At 40.5% G+C, this 18,967-nt stretch carries 23 protein-coding genes; 18 read left to right on the top strand and 5 right to left on the bottom strand.

Annotation, left to right across the window (positions count from 1 at the left end):
• Positions 1–4 precede the first annotated feature (4 nt).
• The 8 genes from ylbD to coaD all read left to right on the top strand — a co-directional run bounded on the left by ylbD (position 5) and on the right by coaD (position 5,444).
• Positions 5–406, top strand: coding sequence for a YlbD family protein (gene ylbD / locus C509_RS0102160; protein WP_018705259.1), 402 nt, complete (start codon positions 5–7; stop codon positions 404–406).
• Positions 407–423: 17 nt separating this feature from the next.
• Entirely contained in the window at positions 424–657 is a 234-nt protein-coding gene (locus tag C509_RS0102155) for a YlbE-like family protein (RefSeq protein ID WP_018705258.1), read from the top strand.
• Between the two features lie 331 nt (positions 658–988).
• Positions 989–1,381, top strand: coding sequence for a hypothetical protein (locus C509_RS0102150; RefSeq protein WP_018705257.1), 393 nt, complete (start codon positions 989–991; stop codon positions 1,379–1,381).
• A 54-nt stretch (positions 1,382–1,435) separates the two neighbouring features.
• Positions 1,436–1,882, top strand: coding sequence for a YlbF/YmcA family competence regulator (locus C509_RS0102145; protein ID WP_018705256.1), 447 nt, complete (start codon positions 1,436–1,438; stop codon positions 1,880–1,882).
• Between the two features lie 28 nt (positions 1,883–1,910).
• Complete coding sequence (locus C509_RS0102140; protein WP_018705255.1) at positions 1,911–2,186, top strand: YlbG family protein; 276 nt, start codon at positions 1,911–1,913, stop codon at positions 2,184–2,186.
• Positions 2,187–2,397: 211 nt separating this feature from the next.
• Complete coding sequence (locus C509_RS0102135; protein WP_154654308.1) at positions 2,398–3,786, top strand: stalk domain-containing protein; 1,389 nt, start codon at positions 2,398–2,400, stop codon at positions 3,784–3,786.
• 589 nt (positions 3,787–4,375) lie between these two features.
• Positions 4,376–4,990, top strand: coding sequence for a 16S rRNA (guanine(966)-N(2))-methyltransferase RsmD (rsmD, locus tag C509_RS0102125; protein ID WP_373315217.1), 615 nt, complete (start codon positions 4,376–4,378; stop codon positions 4,988–4,990).
• Positions 4,956–5,444 (top strand): pantetheine-phosphate adenylyltransferase, encoded by a 489-nt coding sequence (gene coaD, locus C509_RS0102120; RefSeq protein ID WP_018705251.1) that lies wholly within the window; start codon positions 4,956–4,958, stop codon positions 5,442–5,444. Before rsmD ends, coaD begins: the two co-directional genes overlap by 35 nt.
• Position 5,445: 1 nt before the next feature.
• Here coaD and ylbJ read toward each other — a convergent pair whose 3' ends face one another.
• Positions 5,446–6,660 carry a sporulation integral membrane protein YlbJ gene (gene ylbJ / locus C509_RS0102115; RefSeq protein ID WP_018705250.1) on the bottom strand — a complete coding sequence of 405 codons (1,215 nt, stop codon included), beginning with the start codon at positions 6,658–6,660 and terminating at the stop codon, positions 5,446–5,448.
• Positions 6,661–6,752: 92 nt separating this feature from the next.
• On the opposite strand from ylbJ, the gene C509_RS0102110 reads away from it, so the two are divergent.
• Positions 6,753–7,541 (top strand): patatin-like phospholipase family protein, encoded by a 789-nt coding sequence (locus C509_RS0102110; protein WP_018705249.1) that lies wholly within the window; start codon positions 6,753–6,755, stop codon positions 7,539–7,541.
• Here C509_RS0102110 and C509_RS0102105 read toward each other — a convergent pair whose 3' ends face one another.
• Positions 7,542–8,753: a nucleotidyltransferase gene (locus C509_RS0102105; protein ID WP_018705248.1), complete on the bottom strand. Its 1,212-nt coding sequence runs from the start codon at positions 8,751–8,753 to the stop codon at positions 7,542–7,544.
• A gap of 97 nt (positions 8,754–8,850) precedes the next feature.
• A complete protein-coding gene (locus C509_RS26335) occupies positions 8,851–9,036 on the bottom strand; it encodes a hypothetical protein (RefSeq protein ID WP_169509168.1) in 186 nt (61 codons plus the stop codon).
• A gap of 181 nt (positions 9,037–9,217) precedes the next feature.
• Here C509_RS26335 and C509_RS0102095 point away from each other — a divergent pair, with 181 nt between their 5' ends.
• The 4 genes from C509_RS0102095 to C509_RS0102080 all read left to right on the top strand — a co-directional run bounded on the left by C509_RS0102095 (position 9,218) and on the right by C509_RS0102080 (position 11,642).
• Entirely contained in the window at positions 9,218–9,772 is a 555-nt protein-coding gene (locus tag C509_RS0102095; RefSeq protein ID WP_018705246.1) for a YceD family protein, read from the top strand.
• Positions 9,773–9,801: 29 nt separating this feature from the next.
• The gene (rpmF, locus tag C509_RS0102090) at positions 9,802–9,975 is read left to right on the top strand and encodes a 50S ribosomal protein L32 (RefSeq protein WP_018705245.1); all 174 of its coding nucleotides are present in this window, start codon (positions 9,802–9,804) and stop codon (positions 9,973–9,975) included.
• A gap of 273 nt (positions 9,976–10,248) precedes the next feature.
• Complete coding sequence (locus C509_RS0102085; RefSeq protein WP_018705244.1) at positions 10,249–11,007, top strand: enoyl-CoA hydratase/isomerase family protein; 759 nt, start codon at positions 10,249–10,251, stop codon at positions 11,005–11,007.
• Positions 11,008–11,081: 74 nt separating this feature from the next.
• Positions 11,082–11,642: an RsfA family transcriptional regulator gene (locus C509_RS0102080; protein WP_018705243.1), complete on the top strand. Its 561-nt coding sequence runs from the start codon at positions 11,082–11,084 to the stop codon at positions 11,640–11,642.
• A gap of 93 nt (positions 11,643–11,735) precedes the next feature.
• Here the strand turns inward: C509_RS0102080 and C509_RS0102075 are convergent, their stop codons facing one another.
• Together C509_RS0102075 and C509_RS0102070 are read right to left on the bottom strand one after the other, a co-directional pair.
• Entirely contained in the window at positions 11,736–12,176 is a 441-nt protein-coding gene (locus C509_RS0102075; RefSeq protein WP_018705242.1) for a DUF4064 domain-containing protein, read from the bottom strand.
• A 65-nt stretch (positions 12,177–12,241) separates the two neighbouring features.
• The gene (locus C509_RS0102070; protein ID WP_018705241.1) at positions 12,242–12,721 is read right to left on the bottom strand and encodes an N-acetyltransferase; all 480 of its coding nucleotides are present in this window, start codon (positions 12,719–12,721) and stop codon (positions 12,242–12,244) included.
• Between the two features lie 197 nt (positions 12,722–12,918).
• On the opposite strand from C509_RS0102070, the gene C509_RS0102065 reads away from it, so the two are divergent.
• The 5 genes from C509_RS0102065 (at position 12,919) to bshC (ending at position 17,831) form a co-directional block, all read left to right on the top strand.
• Entirely contained in the window at positions 12,919–13,131 is a 213-nt protein-coding gene (locus C509_RS0102065; protein ID WP_026319633.1) for an acetyl-CoA carboxylase biotin carboxyl carrier protein subunit, read from the top strand.
• A 24-nt stretch (positions 13,132–13,155) separates the two neighbouring features.
• The gene (locus C509_RS0102060) at positions 13,156–14,694 is read left to right on the top strand and encodes an acyl-CoA carboxylase subunit beta (protein WP_018705239.1); all 1,539 of its coding nucleotides are present in this window, start codon (positions 13,156–13,158) and stop codon (positions 14,692–14,694) included.
• A gap of 118 nt (positions 14,695–14,812) precedes the next feature.
• Entirely contained in the window at positions 14,813–15,706 is an 894-nt protein-coding gene (locus tag C509_RS0102055) for a 2-dehydropantoate 2-reductase (protein WP_026319632.1), read from the top strand.
• Entirely contained in the window at positions 15,669–16,112 is a 444-nt protein-coding gene (locus tag C509_RS0102050) for a DUF3397 domain-containing protein (protein WP_245542410.1), read from the top strand. The genes C509_RS0102055 and C509_RS0102050 overlap by 38 nt, the downstream gene beginning before the upstream one ends.
• Positions 16,113–16,202: 90 nt before the next feature.
• Complete coding sequence (bshC, locus tag C509_RS0102045; RefSeq protein ID WP_018705236.1) at positions 16,203–17,831, top strand: bacillithiol biosynthesis cysteine-adding enzyme BshC; 1,629 nt, start codon at positions 16,203–16,205, stop codon at positions 17,829–17,831.
• Positions 17,832–18,967 lie beyond the last annotated feature (1,136 nt).

The following is an 18,967-nucleotide window of genomic DNA, read 5'->3' as shown; positions in this document are numbered from 1 at the left end:
AGCGATGGCCGGGAAAAAGCTTCATCCATCGGTAGAAAAATTCAAATCATTTATTAAAGAGCATCCCAACCTCATAAAATTGGTAAGGAATGACGAATACACCTGGCAGGAACTATATGAGGATTGGTATTTGCTCGGTGAAGACGATCCAAAATGGACCCAATACAAACAGGGGAGCAACACCACAGCTGGTCACCAAAAAGACGACGATAAAAAGTGGGTTCAGCATTTGACCGGATTGTTAAAAAAAATGGATGCCAATCAAATGCAGCACCACATCAATAATTTGAGCCAGGCCATAGGAGCGATCCAAGGAGTCCTGACCCAATTCCAAGGGAACAGCCAAGAAAATAATCCATCGCAAAATGAAGCCCCGAGAAATCCATTTTCATTCCGGAAAGATTAAGGAAGAGGAGCGAAAGAATGAGGGCGGATGTAATGCAATATATATATGCCAATAATGAATTGAAGCGTTTTATCCGGGAACAGCCGCGATGGTACCGGACACTTTCCCGCAAACCTGAGCTATTGGAACAGTTCGAAATTGCCTCCAGCCATTATTTTGAAAAAACGATTCCTCATCGAGTCGAGAAGTTTTCAAGAGGCGTCCAAATGGCTTCAATGATGATGGGTATGCTGCAGGCTATGAAGTCGTAAGAACACATAAAAATTTTATGTGTTCTTATTTTTTGGGGTTATAGCGACCGGCGAATGAAAACGTTGCTCTACTTCTTTCAAAAAAGCTTGTCTACATGGATGAAGAATTCTTCGGCTCTTTCGTTACTTTATTTGATGGTGAAAAGCATACCCCGACTTCAAGGTTATAAGTCACTTTTCTTATAATGGCTGAAGCTCTTTTTCTCGGACATCTTATTTCTATACGGATATTTCTGCATTTTAGTTCAATTTGATAAAACATTAATCTGGAGCTTGTTTTTCTGATGCATGAACCTCATCCTTTGGGGAGAAAACTAAAGGAGAAGAGGTGATGATGTTGAGAAAGTTAATGATATATATATTGGTGGTTCTTATTTTTGCCGGATGTAAACAAAAATTGCCGGATCCTGAAGCCGATAAAGCAAAAGCGTTGGAAACAAATGTTGTGAGCAGCAAGGAAATGACTATACGTCACAGTTTACAGGGCAATTCATTATTTATTGAATGCTTCATTCCGGGCATTTCTTTTTCCGATGCCAAACCTGGGGGCCAATCAGGCAAAGCCCTTTTATATATGGATGGGCAATTATACAATGAATATGAAACGGCCGCTTTCGTTGTCAAGGATATTCCAAGTGGATTCCATACATTTAAAATTGAAATAGTTGGTAAGGACAATAGGTCTCTAGGCATCAGCAAAAAGTTTACGGCAACAGTCGGTTGACGGTATCGCCACTCAGCTTGAAACATGGTAAAATAAATGGTGGAGGTGAGCACTTTGCTTGCTACACTTGAAAGAATTGAAATTATCGAAAACGCCGAAACTCTTGGCGAAATTATTCATCAAACAGATATTGCTGAGCGGTATCGGTTTTACTATCATAAATTACAGGAAGACGCCAGTACAAGAAAGAAAATTGCAGCTTTTGTCAAAATGAAAGAGCTATACGAAGATGTCCAAAGGTTTGGGCGCTACCATCCCGAATATAAAGAGATCATGAGAAAGACAAGGGAGCTCAAACGGGAGATGGACCTGGACGAAAATGTTGCCAATTTCCGCAAGGCAGAGAATGATCTTCAATCATTGCTGGATCAAATAAGTGTGATTATCGGCCATGCTGTTTCTGCAAATATTAAAGTGGATACTGGTAATCCGTTTTTTGATAAGGGTTCATCATGCTCGGGAGGTTGCGGAACCGGGGCCGGTTGCGGATGCTCTGCATGACCAGAAAGCGATAAAAAGGGGAACAAATATGTTTGCAAAAAGACAGGGATTAATCATATGGCTGTATAATTTAAAAAATACAAAAATGCTAAGGCGATTTGGAAATGTACATTTTGTTTCCAAACGGATGAAATATGCCGTTATCTATTGCAATCAAAGCGAACTGGAGGATTTATCGGAAAAATTGGAATCACTCCCGTTCGTAAAGAGAGTGGAGCCATCCTATAAGCCTTTTCTTAAGACTGAATTCGAAAATGCGAAGCCTGATAAAGCCAAGGAATACGATTATAGGTTAGGTCTTTAAGAGCAGGCGGCCCGTAATAGGGCCTTTTTTTATGGAAAGGTAACGGAAGTATAAGTTTAGCGATGTTTTTCTATTAGAAAAATATGTTATTTGTTTAGCTCCAAGCGCTATCGGCGTAAGACTCAGGTCAAATTACCGTAGGGAACTGCCTACTCTCAATAGCGCCTGCTTGTCGCGATAGTGCTTGTCTTAAAACGGGGGGAATCGCTTGTTGACTAAAAGGGTGATCCGCTTTTCATTGTTTCTTGCGGCAGTTGTTGGGGGAATATTGATTATTCAATGGAAAGGATATAGCTCTTCAAAAGATGCAGCATTATTGAATATTGACCAGACGCTTTCTCTTCACCATACACATGATGAATTTGTCGTTAAACAAGTCATTGATAATCTTCCGGAGGGAAAGTATAATGTCAGATTTCCTGCAAAGGCGAAGGATATTGATTGTCAATCAGGTGAGGAAAAAACTTGTAAGTGGGTGAATGAAAGAAACAGCAAAATAAAAATTAACGAAGAGCCTTTGACCTTTACATATAAGCTGAAAGCACCGAAAAAGGTTTCCGGCTTTTTGCTGGAAGATTGGGGTGTCCGAATTGAAGAAGTACCAAGTATGACAACCCGAATTCAATTGACAGAACAAAATTGGCGTAATGGCAGCTGGGCAGCCGGAGCGGAATTGGCAGGAAAGGAGAAAATGGAGGCCATCGATTATTATGTGTTTGAATCGCTTGGAACTCCACCACCACTATATTGGCAGGAAAAAGCTCTTGTTCCAACGGAAATAAACCAGCATCTCACCTTTTATTCAGGAAGGAAGCCTGCGTTAAATACCTCCATTTTAAAAAAGATTGTTCCTGAGGAAAAATTGTTCGTGATCATGTCAAGCCATGCAAAAACAATGAAGGAAACAGAAAATCTTATAATCATACCGGAAAATATAACTGAGGAAAAGCTTGCAAGGCTGTTGCTTAAAAGAAAGCTCTCCCTCAAAGGCGAGAATGAGTGGCTACCAGATTTGATAGCCTCCGCAATGAGTAATACGCCCGCGCAAAACAGTAAGGTGGAAAAAATGCGGCAAACCTTGTTCTCGGTATTGACTGAAGACCAAATGGAACGCTGGACTAGTAGTGTTCTTTCTGCCGGACCTGAAACGATCTCAAGTGAAATGCTGGATGAGCTGTTGGAAGAAACGGCAGGGATTAGAACTGATTTTTTTCAAAGCAACGCTAATATGAGTATAGCTTTTCAACCGTTCTACTTTTTGGATAAACGGGAAGTATACTTAGAAGGACATAAAGCCGATGATATTAAAGTATTGTTTCAAAATGACCGGACATTTATCTCATTCATTCCGTTAGTGAAAAAACTTGGTTTTCGTGTACAGGGTACATCTAATTCAGAAGAGATGATCATTGAAAAGGCCGGGGACAAATTCCATTTTATTTATTCTCAGAAGTTGTTTGCCAAAAACGGGCAGCAGTTTGGTTTTCAGAAGAACCCTTTTTTCATTGACCGAAAAGACGTGTATCTGGACACTGCTGCACTCGCGGAATTATTTGGCTTGGAAGTGAAGGAAAACAGCCATGAAATAAAGATCCAATAAAAAACCCTGCAGAAAAACTGCAGGGTCCTTCTATTTTCCGCATAAACGGATAGAAGGCAAAGGGAGAGGAGAAACCGGAGGAAGAACTTATGGGGAAGCGTAAGTCTTCTCCGCGGTTGGCAACAACATCTGCTGCGATGTTGTTATTCATATTATCACCTGAAAAAGAACTTTTATACATAGGACATGCAATAGATCACGCAACCCTAAATCGTATTTTTAAATTTCCTATGACTCAGTCACATGATACGCCAAAACCAATATCCGCAATATTCATGTATCTATACCGTCAATAAAACTTGATGGTGATATTTTACAAACCAGATATATGATACTGAAAGAATTGCACATGATCCCTGTAATCCCATCTCAAATGTAAGGACCAAATCCCAGAAATATGAGTGTTTATATAAGTATTGCTTCTCATTACAGATGTAACAAATGTCGGTTAAATGAGATGGCAAATGACATCCTTTGACGAAGGTCGATTCATCTCATCATTGAAATCGATAGTGTTCTTAGATGAATCATAATCTATAGATTGTAAAATACTTTTGTGTTAGTATATAAAACGACAAGACAGGATCGAATGGTGACGTATATGAGGATAATATCAGGAAGTTGCAAGGGAAGAAGGTTAAAGTCGGTTCCAGGCAAATCAACAAGGCCAACAACCGATAAAATGAAAGAAACGATTTTTAATTGGATTGGTCCCTATTTTTCAGGGGGCTCTTGTCTCGATTTATACGCCGGGAGCGGAGGCGTCGGTTTGGAGGCCCTAAGCAGGGGCATGGATTTTGTCATTTTTGTAGACAATAATAAACAGGCCATCCACACAGTCAAGACGAATGTTTCTATGTGTGGCTTGGAAGAAAAATGTGAAATTTACAATAATGATTCAGACCGTGCATTAAAGGCCATAGTCAAAAGAAAATTGCAATTTGATCTGATTTTCTTAGATCCTCCGTATAAAAGACAGAAGCTCAAGTCTCTGCTTGAGATGATAGAAAAGAACTCCTTGGTGAAAGAGTCAGGCTGCATTATATGCGAGCATGATCCGGAAGTAATGCTTCCGGGAGCTATTGGTGAATTGGAGCGAATTAAAAGTATCAGCTATGGAATGAGCAGCCTAAGTATGTATATTCATGAGAAAAAAGAGGGGGAGCAAAATGACGAGCATCGCGGTATGCCCGGGCAGCTTTGATCCGGTGACAAACGGACATCTCGACATTATACGGCGTGGGGCAAAGGTTTTTGATGAAGTCTACGTCGTCGTTTTAAGCAATTCGTCCAAGAAGCCGTTATTTTCCACTGATGAAAGAACGGAATTGATCCGGAAAGTGACAAAAGACATAAAAAATGTCAAAGTGGATTCCTTTAACGGCCTTCTTGTCGACTATGCTAAAAGCATCCATGCTAATGCAATCATAAGAGGGCTGAGAGCGGTCTCGGATTTCGAGTATGAGATGCAGATCACTTCGATGAACAGGGTCCTGAATGAAAATATTGAAACGTTTTTCATAATGACCAATAACCAGTACTCATTTTTGAGTTCGAGCATTGTAAAAGAAGTCGCAAAATACAATGCAGACATATCAGAGCTTGTTCCTTGGGAAGTGGAAAAAGCGTTGAAAGAAAAATTCAATCATCATAATTAATTTAATTTTTTGACTCCATCGTCTGTACATAAACTGCAATGCAAATCATTAACATAAGAATGGTAAACAGAGGTCCAAAAAGTTTCAGCCATTGAAGCATGTTTTCCCACCAAATGTCATGCTTCTGTAAAAATGCTGGAACAGACATGGACTGGCCGCTCAAAAACTTTTGTTCGAATGGTTTCCAGAATAGGTAAGTAATGAGACCCGACAAAAATCCATGAAGGATACGGGCGATAAAGAAAGGGCGAAAGCGGATATCTGTCTGGGCAAGTATGCTTGCAACTTGGGCCTGAACACTAAAACCACTAAATCCGAGAATAAAGCTTGCCATTATGGCCTGCTGCATCAGGGTTGCATCGTGAACCTGGCTCGTCATCTGGCTTCCGAGAGTGATTTCAAAAATACCAGCAATAGAAGGAATACTTAAAGAAGCAGGCATCTGGAAAATGACCAATGTGCTTTCTACCAATTTGCCAAGAAATGCTGTAATATGCATATGGAACAAGAGCTTGTTAACAACCGAAAACAAAATGATGAAACCACCGATCATGAGCAATGTGTGGATGGATGAAATGACAGCATCCCCCACCAGTTTTCCGATCGGTTTTTTATTTTTCAATCTTGTTTGATGCAAGGCTGACAATGCTTCGGTTAAAAGAGGCCGTTTATAAGTCTTCTTTTCTTTTTTGGACCGCCCTTCTTGTCCGAAATGCCTCATAATTATGCCTACAGAAAAATTACCAATGTAATGCGCCAAAGCCAATAGAAATCCCAATTGGGGATTATGAAAAAAGCCCACTGACACAGCACCGAAAATAAAAAGAGGACTCGAGCAATTTGTAAAGGATACGAGCCTTTCGGCTTCATCGCGCGTCAAATGTCCCTCCTGGCGTAGTCGTGCAGTTATTTTTGCACCTGCGGGAAAACCGGAGGCCATTCCCATTGCCCAGGCAAAACCCCCAACTCCCGGAACCCTAAAAAGCGGTCTCATTAACGGTTCCAGCAGTACTCCCATGAATTTGACAACCCCAAATCCTATTAGCAATTCAGAAAGTACAAAAAAAGGGAAAAGGGATGGAAAGACAATCTCCCACCACATGTTGAGACCGCGGACGGATGCTTCAAAAGATTTTTCCGGAAGAAGGACCATGGAAGCGGCCATTAATGTGACCATTGCGGCAAGGAAAATGGTTTTTATTTTTGAAAAGTTCAAGTTCAGACCTCCTTGTCCAAGGGACCCTACATAACCAATATACTCATAGCCCATTCTTTTAGACCATAAAATGGGGCAAGGGGGCGGTGAATGTGAAAAGACCGAAAATCGGCCTTGCACTCGGATCCGGGGGAGCAAGGGGCTTTGCTCATTTAGGAGTACTGAAAACCCTTAAGGAGCATTCCATCCCTGTAGATATGATTGCAGGCAGCAGCATGGGGGCGCTTATAGGATGCTTTTATGCGTTCGGGCATGATATCGGGCAGTTAATTAAATTATCTAAAGCATTTAAACGACAATATTATATAGATTTTACAGTTCCCAAAATGGGATTTATTGCGGGCAATAGAGTAAAGAACTTAATCCGCCTGTTTATGCAGGGGAAGAAGCTTGAGGATTTGGATATCCCAGTCGCCGTTATTGCGACGGATTTGCAGACCGGTGAAAAGGTTGTATTTAAAACAGGGCCGATCCCAGAGGTCGTAAGAGCAAGCATTTCCATCCCTGGAGTATTTGTACCGGAAAAAGTGAATGGAAAGTTGATGGTCGATGGCGGGGTAGCGGACCGGGTACCGGTATCGACTGTAAAAGAAATGGGGGCAAATATTGTCATTGGTGTAGATGTTTCAAGAGTGAATCGCCGGGCGGAGATTCTTACAGTTTATGATGTCATCATGCAAAGCATAGATATTTTGCAAATGGAGATTACTGCTGCAAGAGAAGTGGAGTCAGACATCATGATTCTTCCTCCTGTAGAGCATGTGAGTGCAAAAGCATTTAAAAATATCGAAGAGATCATCAAAATAGGAGAAGAAGCCACCTTGTTGAAGTTACCCATGATCCAGGCGGTAATCAAAAAGTGGCAAAATGAAAATCCCTGATTAATCGGCCATAATGGGTGGCTGGGCGTATTCCAAAGATAGAAGACTACTTCTTTCGGGTTCTTTCAATATTTGTGAATATACAAGAGCCGCCTTCCGATCAAGAGCAAGCATGTCCTTAGGGAAAGAGGAAACCGTGGAGATTAGAGGCAAAGGCAAATCTTTTTTCACCTTATTTAAGTATGCCCTTCCTTTAGCGGACATTCCAAGCAGGCGTATATATCTTGGTGTTTCTCCAGCGGCCTTTATATCGGTCCTTGAGGTATTTGTCAAAGCATGTACACATATTCTTTGCAGTCTGGTCCATGTATAGCGCTTGGTTTTGACTTTTTCCATGAAGGTTTGGAAGCTTTCGGCAGACCTTGCGGCTTTTTGAAGGCGGTATGGAAGCCCTTCTTCAATATCATACATTTGATTCAGGTCCTCTTCATCCATAGTAAGAAGCCGATACTGCAAGTATGGCCAAAAGTCTTCCCAATCATGGAATTGTCCGAAAGTTTGATAATAAGTATCCATTTCAGTATATGTACAATCAGGAACGTAGGACTGTATTCGGTGCAAACTTCCCTCCTCTTTTATCAATTTCCGGATAGAGGTTGCGCTTGCAATACGGTCATCATGAATTGTTTGATCATCATGTTCCGCCGTATTGCGCTTTACAGTGAAAAACTGCATACGTGAGTTTATTTTTTCGGCAGCCGCTACGTAATGATATCCCAAAATATTATTAGGTCTTGATAAGTCAACAGAATCCTTATTTTTACGAAGTTCCGAATAAGCAAGGGCAAGAGCCTTCGGATAACTAACCCCCTCTTTTATATATAATCTTATTTTTTGGTTATAAGTCTTTTCCTGTTCCTTGAGGAGTTCTACCGTATGTAAAAAAGGCTGGATGCTTCCTGACTCGCTTCCAAAGCAGATGGAGCTGCATTTTAATGCATCAAGCAAATAAACAGATCCTAAAGCGAAAATTTCTGCCTTTTGAACAGCAAACGAATAGGGAATTTCGACTATGATGTCGGCTCCCGCACTCAACGCCATCTTTGCTCTTGTCCATTTGGAAACGATGGCAGGTTCTCCCCTTTGCAAAAAATTGCCGCTCATTGCCACTATGGCAACTTCGCTTTTTGATACTTTTTTTGATTCGGTCAAATGATAAAAATGCCCATTATGAAATGGATTGTATTCAGCTATGATCCCCACACTTTTCATTCAATCGTCTCCTCGCCTGAATTTCTTCTAGTTTAATAATACTTGATAAATATAAATTTTAAAATATAAGAGGAGAAGCCAAGCTCCTCCTATATGATTATTCGCTTTCTTTATGATCATAATATCCATGTCCATAACCGTGGTAACCATGATGGTATCCATATCCCGGATAACCGTCGTAACCCGGATCGCCTCCATAGTAGGGAACCTGCCTCTCTTCCTTTTTCATTATCATTTCACCTCTAATAAAAATCATTTCCAAATAGTCTATGTTTACTTCCAAAAGGTTGTACAAGCTCCTGACTACATGTAATATATACTTTAAATTGTAAGGTTTGTGTCCAATTGCCCCGAATCGGGCAGAGTAAATGATGAGCTTAAAATTCAGCATGTGTAAAGAAGATTTTATTGACAAACAATACGAGCAAAGCTATAATTACTTTTGTTGCCTAGAGGTGATAATAATGAAATGGACCGTTGCCGAATTACATAAGTATCAGTACGAGGCAATGACATTCGACAAGACGATTAATCTTGCCGAAGAACTGAAAAAAGCGGATCCGGAGATCAGAAAGGTTTCACCTATCCGCGTTAAGGGAAGAGCGGATGTCGATTCCCATAAGGTGGCTTTCCATCTTCATATTACCGGGACTTTTACTCTGCCGTGTTCCAGAACATTAGCAGATGTTGAATACCCATTTGATATTCATTCTATTGAAACCTTTTTATTAAAGCCGCTTGATTATGAGGTGGATGAGAATGAAGAGATTCATCGGATAGTAGGCGGAGTCGTTGACTTGGGGCCTATCGTCTATGAACTGGTGCTTCTTGAAATTCCGATTCAAGTTTTTTCACCTGAGGCGGAGAAAGATTCTTCTTTGCCATCTGGACGAGATTGGGAAGTAATGACAGAAGACCAGCTGTATGAGGCGAGAGAGCGTGAAAAGAAAAAAGTTGACCCGCGTCTTGCCGATCTGGCAAAATTGTTTCCAACAGACGAAGATGAAAAACAAAGATAAGATTAAACTACTTTAAGGAGGTGGGAAGAATGGCAGTACCAAAAAGAAGAACGTCCAAGACGGCTAAAAGACAACGTCGTACTCACTTCAAACTGCATGTGCCTGGGATGGTAGAGTGCCCTAATTGCGGTGAAATGAAACTTGCCCATCGTGTTTGCAAAGAGTGCGGAACATATAAAGGAAAATCAGTTGTAAATGACTAATTCAAAAGCGGAAGCGCCGATTTATCGGCATACAGACTATACCGACTGCGACGATAAGTAGGAATCATGGCTTAAGCCGATGATGACTAAACGCAAGGGATTGATGTCTGTTATCGTTGGGCGCTGAAGGCTGAATGATAACGAAATAATTGAATCGTATTTTTCAAACAGCTGTAAGAAACGTGAAGAGTTTAGACCCTTCACGTTTTTTTTGTTTTCTAAAGCTTTCTATGGTATGAATGGGATGACACCACATAAAACAGGGGGATAAAGGTGAAAGGATATTCTTCTACAAAATATAAAAATGGTTTGCTTCTTTGGAAAATCGACCGACCAGAAAAATGGAATGCAATCAATTTTGAGGTGATGGACGGGCTGGAGCTGATGCTCGATGAGGCGGAAAGAGATCCTTCTATTAAGGCAGTGGCCATTACAGGGGAGGGGGAGCGTTCTTTTTGTTCTGGGGGAGATGTAGCGGAATTCCATCATTTAAAAACAGAAGAACAGGCATATTCCATGCTGTCCAGAATGGGCAGCTTGCTGTATCGTCTTGCAGTCTTACCAAAACCGACTGTTGCCGTATTAAACGGAGTGGCTTTGGGAGGAGGTTGCGAATTGGCTGCTGCCTGTGATATGAGAATAGCCAAGGCTGGCACGAATGCCGGTTTCATTCAGGGCAGTCTCGCTATTACTACAGGATGGGGAGGGGCGAGCCTCCTTTTTGAAAGGATGAACCCATCACTTGCATTACAAATTTTGACAGAAGCGCAGTTGCTTTCTGTACAGGAACTATCAGCGTACGGTTTCATAAACCAGATATATGATGGGGACACACTTCATGCAGTAAAAAAATTCACGGAACAAATACTTTCAAGAGAAGCAGATGTATTGAAATCGTATAAAGCGGCACTGATTGAAAAAATTCATAAAGGAAGTTTAAAGGAACGGATGGCCCAAGAAATTAGGCGGTGTGCGCTACTTTGGTCAAAGGAAGAGCATCACAGGGCTGTAACGCGTTTTCTAAAAAGATAAATATCATTTGCTCGTTAGTCTATCTTTTCTATTACATGCATATGTATATTTTAAAAAAGTCAGGAGTGATTTGATTGGCAACTGGAAGACAGGATGCATGGACTGCAGAGGAAGATAGATTACTTGCAGATTTGGTCCTCTCCCATATAAGGGAAGGAAGTACTCAACTGAAGGCATTCAAAGAAGCAGGGTCAAAATTGGCCAGGACAGCGGCTGCCTGCGGATTCCGATGGAATTCCTATGTACGGAAGGCATATCAAAATGAAATTATGCTTGCAAAAAAAGAGAGGAAACAAGTGCAACGAAATAGCCCGTCACCGAATGAAAAAAATGAAAGCGCGGCCAGTAGGGAACTGGAGGATACACATTTATCCATACAGGATGTTATCAGCTATTTAAATGGACTGCAGGAAGATCAGGAAGCGAACATTCAATCTTACAGTGCTTTGAAAGAGGAAAATCGGATATTGAGACAGAAAATTGAGGAATTTAATGTGGAAATAGAAGAGATGCAAAAAGAATATGGGAATCTGAAAGCGGAGTACTCTACATTGTTGACAATCTTGGATAAAGCCAGGAAACTGGCGGCAAAGGAAGAGGGATATGAGGTCACAGGAAAGGCGGAGGGGGTCTGAACTGTAGGCTACTCACAACGTCCTTCCGCTGATTTTTCTCCGCAAAAACAGGTGTAAAAAAACCGGGCCGATAAAATATCGGCCCGGTGCCTGTCAATATGCCGGCGGCTCTGGTTCGGGCGGAGCCTTTCGGGCAAATGCCATTATACCAGCTATCAAATAAAGAAGTGCCGGAATAAATCCGAATCCGATAGAAATAATACCTGTCAATAAAGCTCCTATGATGAACATCCATCCGGCCAATTTCGGTTTTTTATTTCCTTTGATACTAATGACTCCAATTAAACCTAAAACGATTCCAATAATGGATGCGATTACTACAGCCCAGCCATAGCTTGCTAAAGCTTCCATCACCATATTGAGATCCCCGGGATTGCTTTCCCAATTCGGATCTTCGGCTGCAATTCCCTCGTCTAATACTGATTTAACTTCATCAGATTGGTTGGCCCATATGAACATTATGCCGACCAACGACATCAGTGCGCTTGATATGATTCCAATGATTCCAAGCACAAGTTCCCCTGTACGTTTCAAGTAAAAACCTCCCATAGCTGTATAAGTATATTATATATACGAGTCAGGAACATACTTGGTTTCAATTATTCTTTATTTTTTTGCTCAGTTACCCCTTCAGGATACCAGACAAGCGGGTTTTCCCCCAGATCCCTGTCTACATCGTATTTGACGTTTTGAAACCCCATTTTTTCAAAAAATGGCCGTGAGTTTAATCGCGGGTTTGTTTTAATAGGCATATGATAGCTTTTTGCATAATTGACAAGTTTTTCTCCATATCCTTTACCTTGGAAGTCCGGGAGAACCTCCAGTTTCCATAGTTCAAGGTAATCTTGTGGCGGATCAAAATATTTGTCAAACTTAGCTTCTCTTTTGTACAGGCTCATGCGTGCTGCAAGATTATCCCCGAAATAGATACCGTAAAACGGAGAATCCAAATCATCCTCAACAATGTTCTCCTGCAAATCCTCCAGCATGGAGAGTTCCTGGGCACCATATTCTTTAAATTTTTTAAACTCTTCCAACGTTTTGTAGTTGATTCTTAGCTTCTTTACTTCCTCAGGCATGCTGTCATCCCCTTGTTCTATGTATTTTACATTTAAATTATTTAATTAAATCTAATTATATAACAAAGCCTGAAAAATTTCAGATATAATGGAAAAGAGGAAGCGGTTACAACGCAAATATTATGTACGAGTGCTGACCGTGTCTTTCACTTTTTTTAACTAAGGTTCTGAAAATATGAGGAGACGGAGGAATGGAGATGAAAGAAATTCAGGCGACCATGGCAGGCACAGTTTGGAAAGTTGAAGTTGGTGCCGGAGAAGAAGTATCCCCAGGCCAGACAGTATTGATCTTGGAATCAATGAAGATGGAAATTCCAATTGAAAGTCCGGAAGCCGGTAAAATAATAAAAGTGAACGTCTCTTCCGGGGACTTTGTTAATGAAGGGGATATTCTTTTTATTATGGAATAATTGAAATCAAGGAGAGATTCTCACATGGCTGAAAAGACAGACAGAGATATTTTGCTTGAGAGAAAGAATGTGGTTCTGGCAGGAGGCAGTCAAAAATACCATGAAAAGTTAAAGCGGCAAAATAAAATGTTTGTAAGAGATCGGCTGTCAATCTTATTTGATGAGGGACGATATCAAGAAGACGGAATGTTTGCCAATTACCAAGCCGGGGATTTGCCTGCCGATGGGGTGGTCACTGCAATCGGAACAGTGAACGGACAAACAGTCTGTGTGATTGCGAATGATTCAACAGTCAAGGCGGGGTCGTGGGGAGCCAAGACAGTTGAAAAAATAATCAGGATGCAGGAAACTGCAGAAAAGTTAAAAGTCCCTTTGTTTTACTTGGTTGATTCTGCTGGAGCCAGAATAACAGATCAGCTGGAAATGTTTCCAAATCGGAGAGGTGCCGGAAGAATTTTTCACAACCAGGTAAAATTGTCAGGCATGATTCCCCAGGTTTGCATTCTTTTTGGCCCTTCTGCTGCAGGAGGTGCATACATCCCGGCGTTTTGTGATATTGTGATTATGGTAGATAAGAATGCATCCATGTACTTGGGATCTCCAAGAATGGCTGAAAAGGTCATTGGTGAAAAAGTAACCTTGGAGGAAATGGGCGGTGCGAGAATGCACTGCTCTGTAAGTGGCTGTGGTGACATTTTGGCGCAAACGGAAGAAGAAGCCATAGCAGCGGCCCAGAGGTATTTAACTTATTTTCCGGCAAATTTTACAGAAAAGCCGGATGAGCATGAAAGCAAAGCCCCGAAACAGGGAAGGCGACTTGAAGAAATTATCCCTAAAAACCAAAATGCGCCTTTTGACATGTATGAGGCAGTGGAGGCAATCATTGATGAAAACAGCTTCTTTGAAATAAAAAAACTGTTTGCTTCCGAACTTATTACTGGTTTTGCAAGAATAGGCGGAAAAACGGTAGGTATTATTGCGAACCAGCCCAAAGTGAAAGGCGGTGTCCTTTTTGTAGATTCGGCCGATAAAGGAGCTAAATTTATCCAACTCTGTGATGCTTACCATATTCCATTGCTATTCTTGGCTGATGTACCTGGTTTCATGATCGGAACAAAGGTTGAAAGAGCAGGAATAATCAGGCATGGGGCAAAATTTATTGCGTCAATGAGCTCCGCTACCGTTCCGAAAATATCCGTCATTGTACGAAAAGCATACGGAGCAGGGCTTTACGCCATGGCGGGCCCCGCTTTTGAGCCTGATGTATGTATTGCCTTGCCAACGGCACAAATTGCGGTTATGGGACCGGAAGCTGCGGTGAACGCAGTATATTCCAATAAAATTGAGGCTATTGAAGACCCTGAAGAACGCCGGAAGTTCGTACATGAAAAACAGGATGAGTATAAGGAACATATCGATATATATAGGCTTGCATCGGAACTGATCGTGGATGAAATAACCGAGCCGGCGGATTTGCGGAAGACGCTGATTGATCGATTTCATTTATATGAGACAAAAGATGTGGTATTCAGTACTCGGAAGCACCCTGTCTATCCGGTTTGAATAAAAAGTTCCTCTTTTATCAGGAAGAGGAACTTTTTATTCGAAAAGGAATAGGCTGGTGAACGTACATTTGCTAAAATAATAATAAGTGAGTTTAATTTGGTAATTGGGTGATATGATGCGAGTAGGTATAATCGGTGGAGGCTCCATTGGCTTGTTATTCGGTGCGTATTTGGGACAAAACCACGCGGTGACCATTTTTACAAGGCGGCACGAACAGGCCCAAAAAATCAATGAATTAGGAATCAGCCTTTTTATTAAGGAGGCGGAAGAAAAAGTAATTGCAGCAGATGCCAGGTTCGGAGATAGTGGAATTACAGATCAGGACATCCTGATCATCGCTGTAAAACAATATGATTTACCACAATTAATATCTTTACTGAGGTCTGTTCCAACGGCAATCCCATTATGTTTCATTCAAAACGGAATGGGACATCTGGAGTTATTAAATACTCTGCCTCAAGAGACAATTCTAGTCTCTACTGTCGAACACGGTGCCAAGCGATTGGATGACCGCACTGTCTCTCATAATGGAGTCGGACAGATGAATCTTTCTGTATATAAAGGGAATTATGACATGGAAGAAAGATTTCCGAAAAGTTATGATCCCAGATTTCCAATTTGCTTCCATGAGGAATATCGGACCATAATGACCAAGAAACTGATGGCAAACGCATTGATCAATCCGCTGACTGTTATTTTTCAGGTGAAGAACGGACGTCTTGTGGATAATCCATATTATTATGAGTTATTAAAATTAATGTTTGAAGAAATCTATTCGATTTTCCCATTGGGTGATAAAGAAGTATTATTTAACAGCATTATTGGTATATGTAAAAATACGAAACAAAACACCTCATCCATGTTAAAAGATATCCAGGAAGGCAGAAAAACTGAAATTGACGCTATATTGGGATACATTCTTAGAGTTGCGGAAAGAAAAGGGGCTAAGGTTAAGGCGATTCAGATGGCTTATGTCATGGTCAAAGGAATCGAGCAGGAGAGGAGATGAGCAATCTAAGGTGGGTACTCTTTTATCATCAGCAGCAGCTTCATTCATCACGCTGCCGCTCCTTTTTTATGTATTAATATTTACTGTTGTTAAACAATTAACAAGGAATCACCGAAAAGCGCTTAATGCCGCTATTTATTCGACTACATTTGTGCTGATTGTCTCGGTGCATTTTATGATTATCACCATATGGGAAAGCTCCTATCTGTTTATCATCATATTATTCATGCTTGTCACAGCCGTGTTCTTCACTTTCTTGCATTGGAAAACAAGAGAAGAAATTATTTATCGGAAAGTGTTCGCAGGTTACCTGCGGCTTAACTTCCTAATGTTCTCGGTCTTTTACATCGGACTTCTATTATTTGGTATCATAACGAGAGCGAAAAACTTGATTTTCAGTGTATAGCATGGCTCCTTAAGCAGGAAAATGTCATTTCTTTATATAGTTTGCTATACTTCTTTGTGATTGAAACAGTTGGAGAAAGGAAGTACATAGATGGAATTGGAAAATGCTGCCGTATTGGCAACAAATCGCTTTGCTTCGCTATACATTGAAGATATGGAATCTGTAAAGGATTTCTTTCAATATAATATAAAAGAAGAAACAGTTTTCCGGCAGCGATATGATGATTTGATGAAACGGGATTTTAACCGGGAAGGAATGGCCGAATGCATCAATCATTATATGAATAAGTTTCCAACTTCTGCCGCCGTTAAGCGTTCACTTGAGAGTTTCCGTGACAGCCGGTCGGTTGCCGTGATTGGTGGACAGCAGGCCGGATTACTGACAGGACCTTTATATACAATACATAAAATCATTTCAATAATAAAATTGGCTGAGCAGCAAGAAAAGGCATTGGGCCAGCCTGTCGTTCCGATATTTTGGGTTGCTGGTGAGGACCATGATCATTTGGAGATCAATCATATATTTGCTCCGCAAAAAGAGAATTTTAAAAAGAAGAACTATAATGAAACCTTTACTGGAAAAATGATGGCTTCCCATATCGAGTTCGATAAAAATAAAATGCATACATGGATCCGGCAAGTCTTTTCATATTTTGGAGATCGTGCCCATACGAAAGAAATGCTTGCTGTCGTTGATGAAGCAATTACACAAACAAGGACATTCACCGAATTTTTTTCATATTTGGTCATGTATTTCTTTAAAGATTATGGCTTGCTTCTCATCGATTCCGCCGATCCAAAGCTTCGACAGCTCGAAAAGCCTTTTTTCTCCCGCTTGATTCATAATAGGCAAGTGATCACTGATTCCGTACTTAATCAGCAGGAAAAAAAACAGGGCATGGGTTTTTCAAAAGCAATTGAAATTGACGGCTATGCAGCAAACCTATTTTATTATCATGAAAATGAACGGGAGCTGCTTGAGTTTGATCCGACAGAAAATATATTTGTCAGCAAAACAAACGAACTGCGTTTTACTGAAGAGGAGCTCATGGAATTACTTGAATCGAACCCTGAGCGATTCAGTAATAATGTAGTCACGCGCCCGCTTATGCAGGAGTGGCTGTTTCCTACACTGGCATTTATTGCGGGACCTGGAGAAATCGCATACTGGGGAGAACTTCTTCCGGCATTTCAGAAAATGGGGAGTCAGGTGCCTCCTATTGTACCAAGACTGAATATTACTCTACTTGATAAGACGGCGGACAGAGATTTGGATGAATTGAATTTGTCAATCGAAGCTGTATTGAACAGGGGGACAGCGGAAGAAAAAGAACGTTTTTTGGCCTCTATTAAGGATGAAGGATTTGAGTCGTTGATTATGGAGACAAAAAACGAGATAGACAACCGCTACAAGGAAATCATTGCAAAAGTTAGGGAAATTGACCAAGGGCACGTTCATTTGGCGGAATCCAACTTGGCAGTGCAGATAAGACAACTTGAATTTTTGCAAAGAAAAGTGGAAGACAGTATTGCAAGGAAACATGGTTCCACGTTGGAAAAATATCATCGTGTTGAGCAAATACTCAAGCCTGACGGCCAGCCCCAGGAAAGAATATGGAACATCTTTTATTATTTGAATGAGTACGGAATGAATTTTATCGATGAATTGTTGAACTTGCCGTATGAATTTGACGGCCGACATCAAATTATAAGGATATAAAACCGCTTCTTCTGAACTGCAGCCCAATTTTTAAACATTATCTAATAATGATATGCTCCCCGATAAGTAGACAGATGAAAAAATAAAATCTGTTTGCCTACTGGGGAGATTTTTTATGAGAAGATATAGCTTTTCAAAAGAATAAAAATGGATTTTATACTTTTATAACAATAGCCACTTTACTCTTAATGAGCTGGCAGAATTATATAGAGTTGATAATCGAACGATCAAGGATTGGCAATGTAAAGTTCCTTACCAACAGGTATATCAATGGATCAAAAAATATGAAGAGAATAGTGAGCCCGGCTTACAGTATCATCGTGGCTATACAAAACACCAGAAGAAGAGTTATGCGCTGAAGTCAAACTACGTTTAGAAACGATTACGTGCAGTAAATCTGATTTTAAAAAGTTAGAGGAAATCAATAGGTGGCGTTAAGTAAGATCCATATTCAAAGTCCCTATATTGACATTCAAGAATCACCAATATTGGAAGTTGAAAATGAAAGCATTTAAGAGGTAGTAGACTCTGTTGATGAAAAAGGTATAAGTTTACTGGAAAAGTCATTAATTAGCAGAAAGTTTGATATTGCAAATTATCTGCAGGACACTGATGCAAAGGTTAATGTTGTCTCCAATGATGGCTTTAATGAGTTGCATTTCTTAGCAGCAAAAATTAATTTTGCAGGTCAAGTGGATGTGGCTGATAGATTGTTTGAAAAGGGTTGATTTAAATTTAAAAGATAAGAAATTCTCCAACTCAGCAATCTTTACTCTATGTCTAGAAGTATTAAAAAAGCGCACGGAAGAAGGAGATGAATTCATTGTTAGATGTTTGAAGAAACAACCGAATGTTCATGATAGAAACAAATCAGGCTATTCACTAAAAGCAATTGATAGATGAACGTGGAACAGTCGAAACGAAGAAAGTTCTGGAGATGATCAGTCGAGAAAGTAGTGGATTAGATGGCAGTGTAGTCTATAATCATTGAGTTTTATATAAATGCTCTTACTTTAAAAGGATACTCTTAAGATTTCCGAAATACTCTTCACCTTCGAAGGATACTCTTGAGATTTCCGAAATACTCTTCACTTTTCAGGGATACTCTTGAGATTTTCCGAAATACTCTTCACTTT

It is taken from the genome of Siminovitchia fordii DSM 16014 = CIP 108821 (assembly GCF_000374565.1).
Taxonomy (GTDB): domain Bacteria; phylum Bacillota; class Bacilli; order Bacillales; family Bacillaceae_C; genus Siminovitchia; species Siminovitchia fordii.
This window is presented reverse-complemented; position numbering and strand designations above follow the sequence as displayed.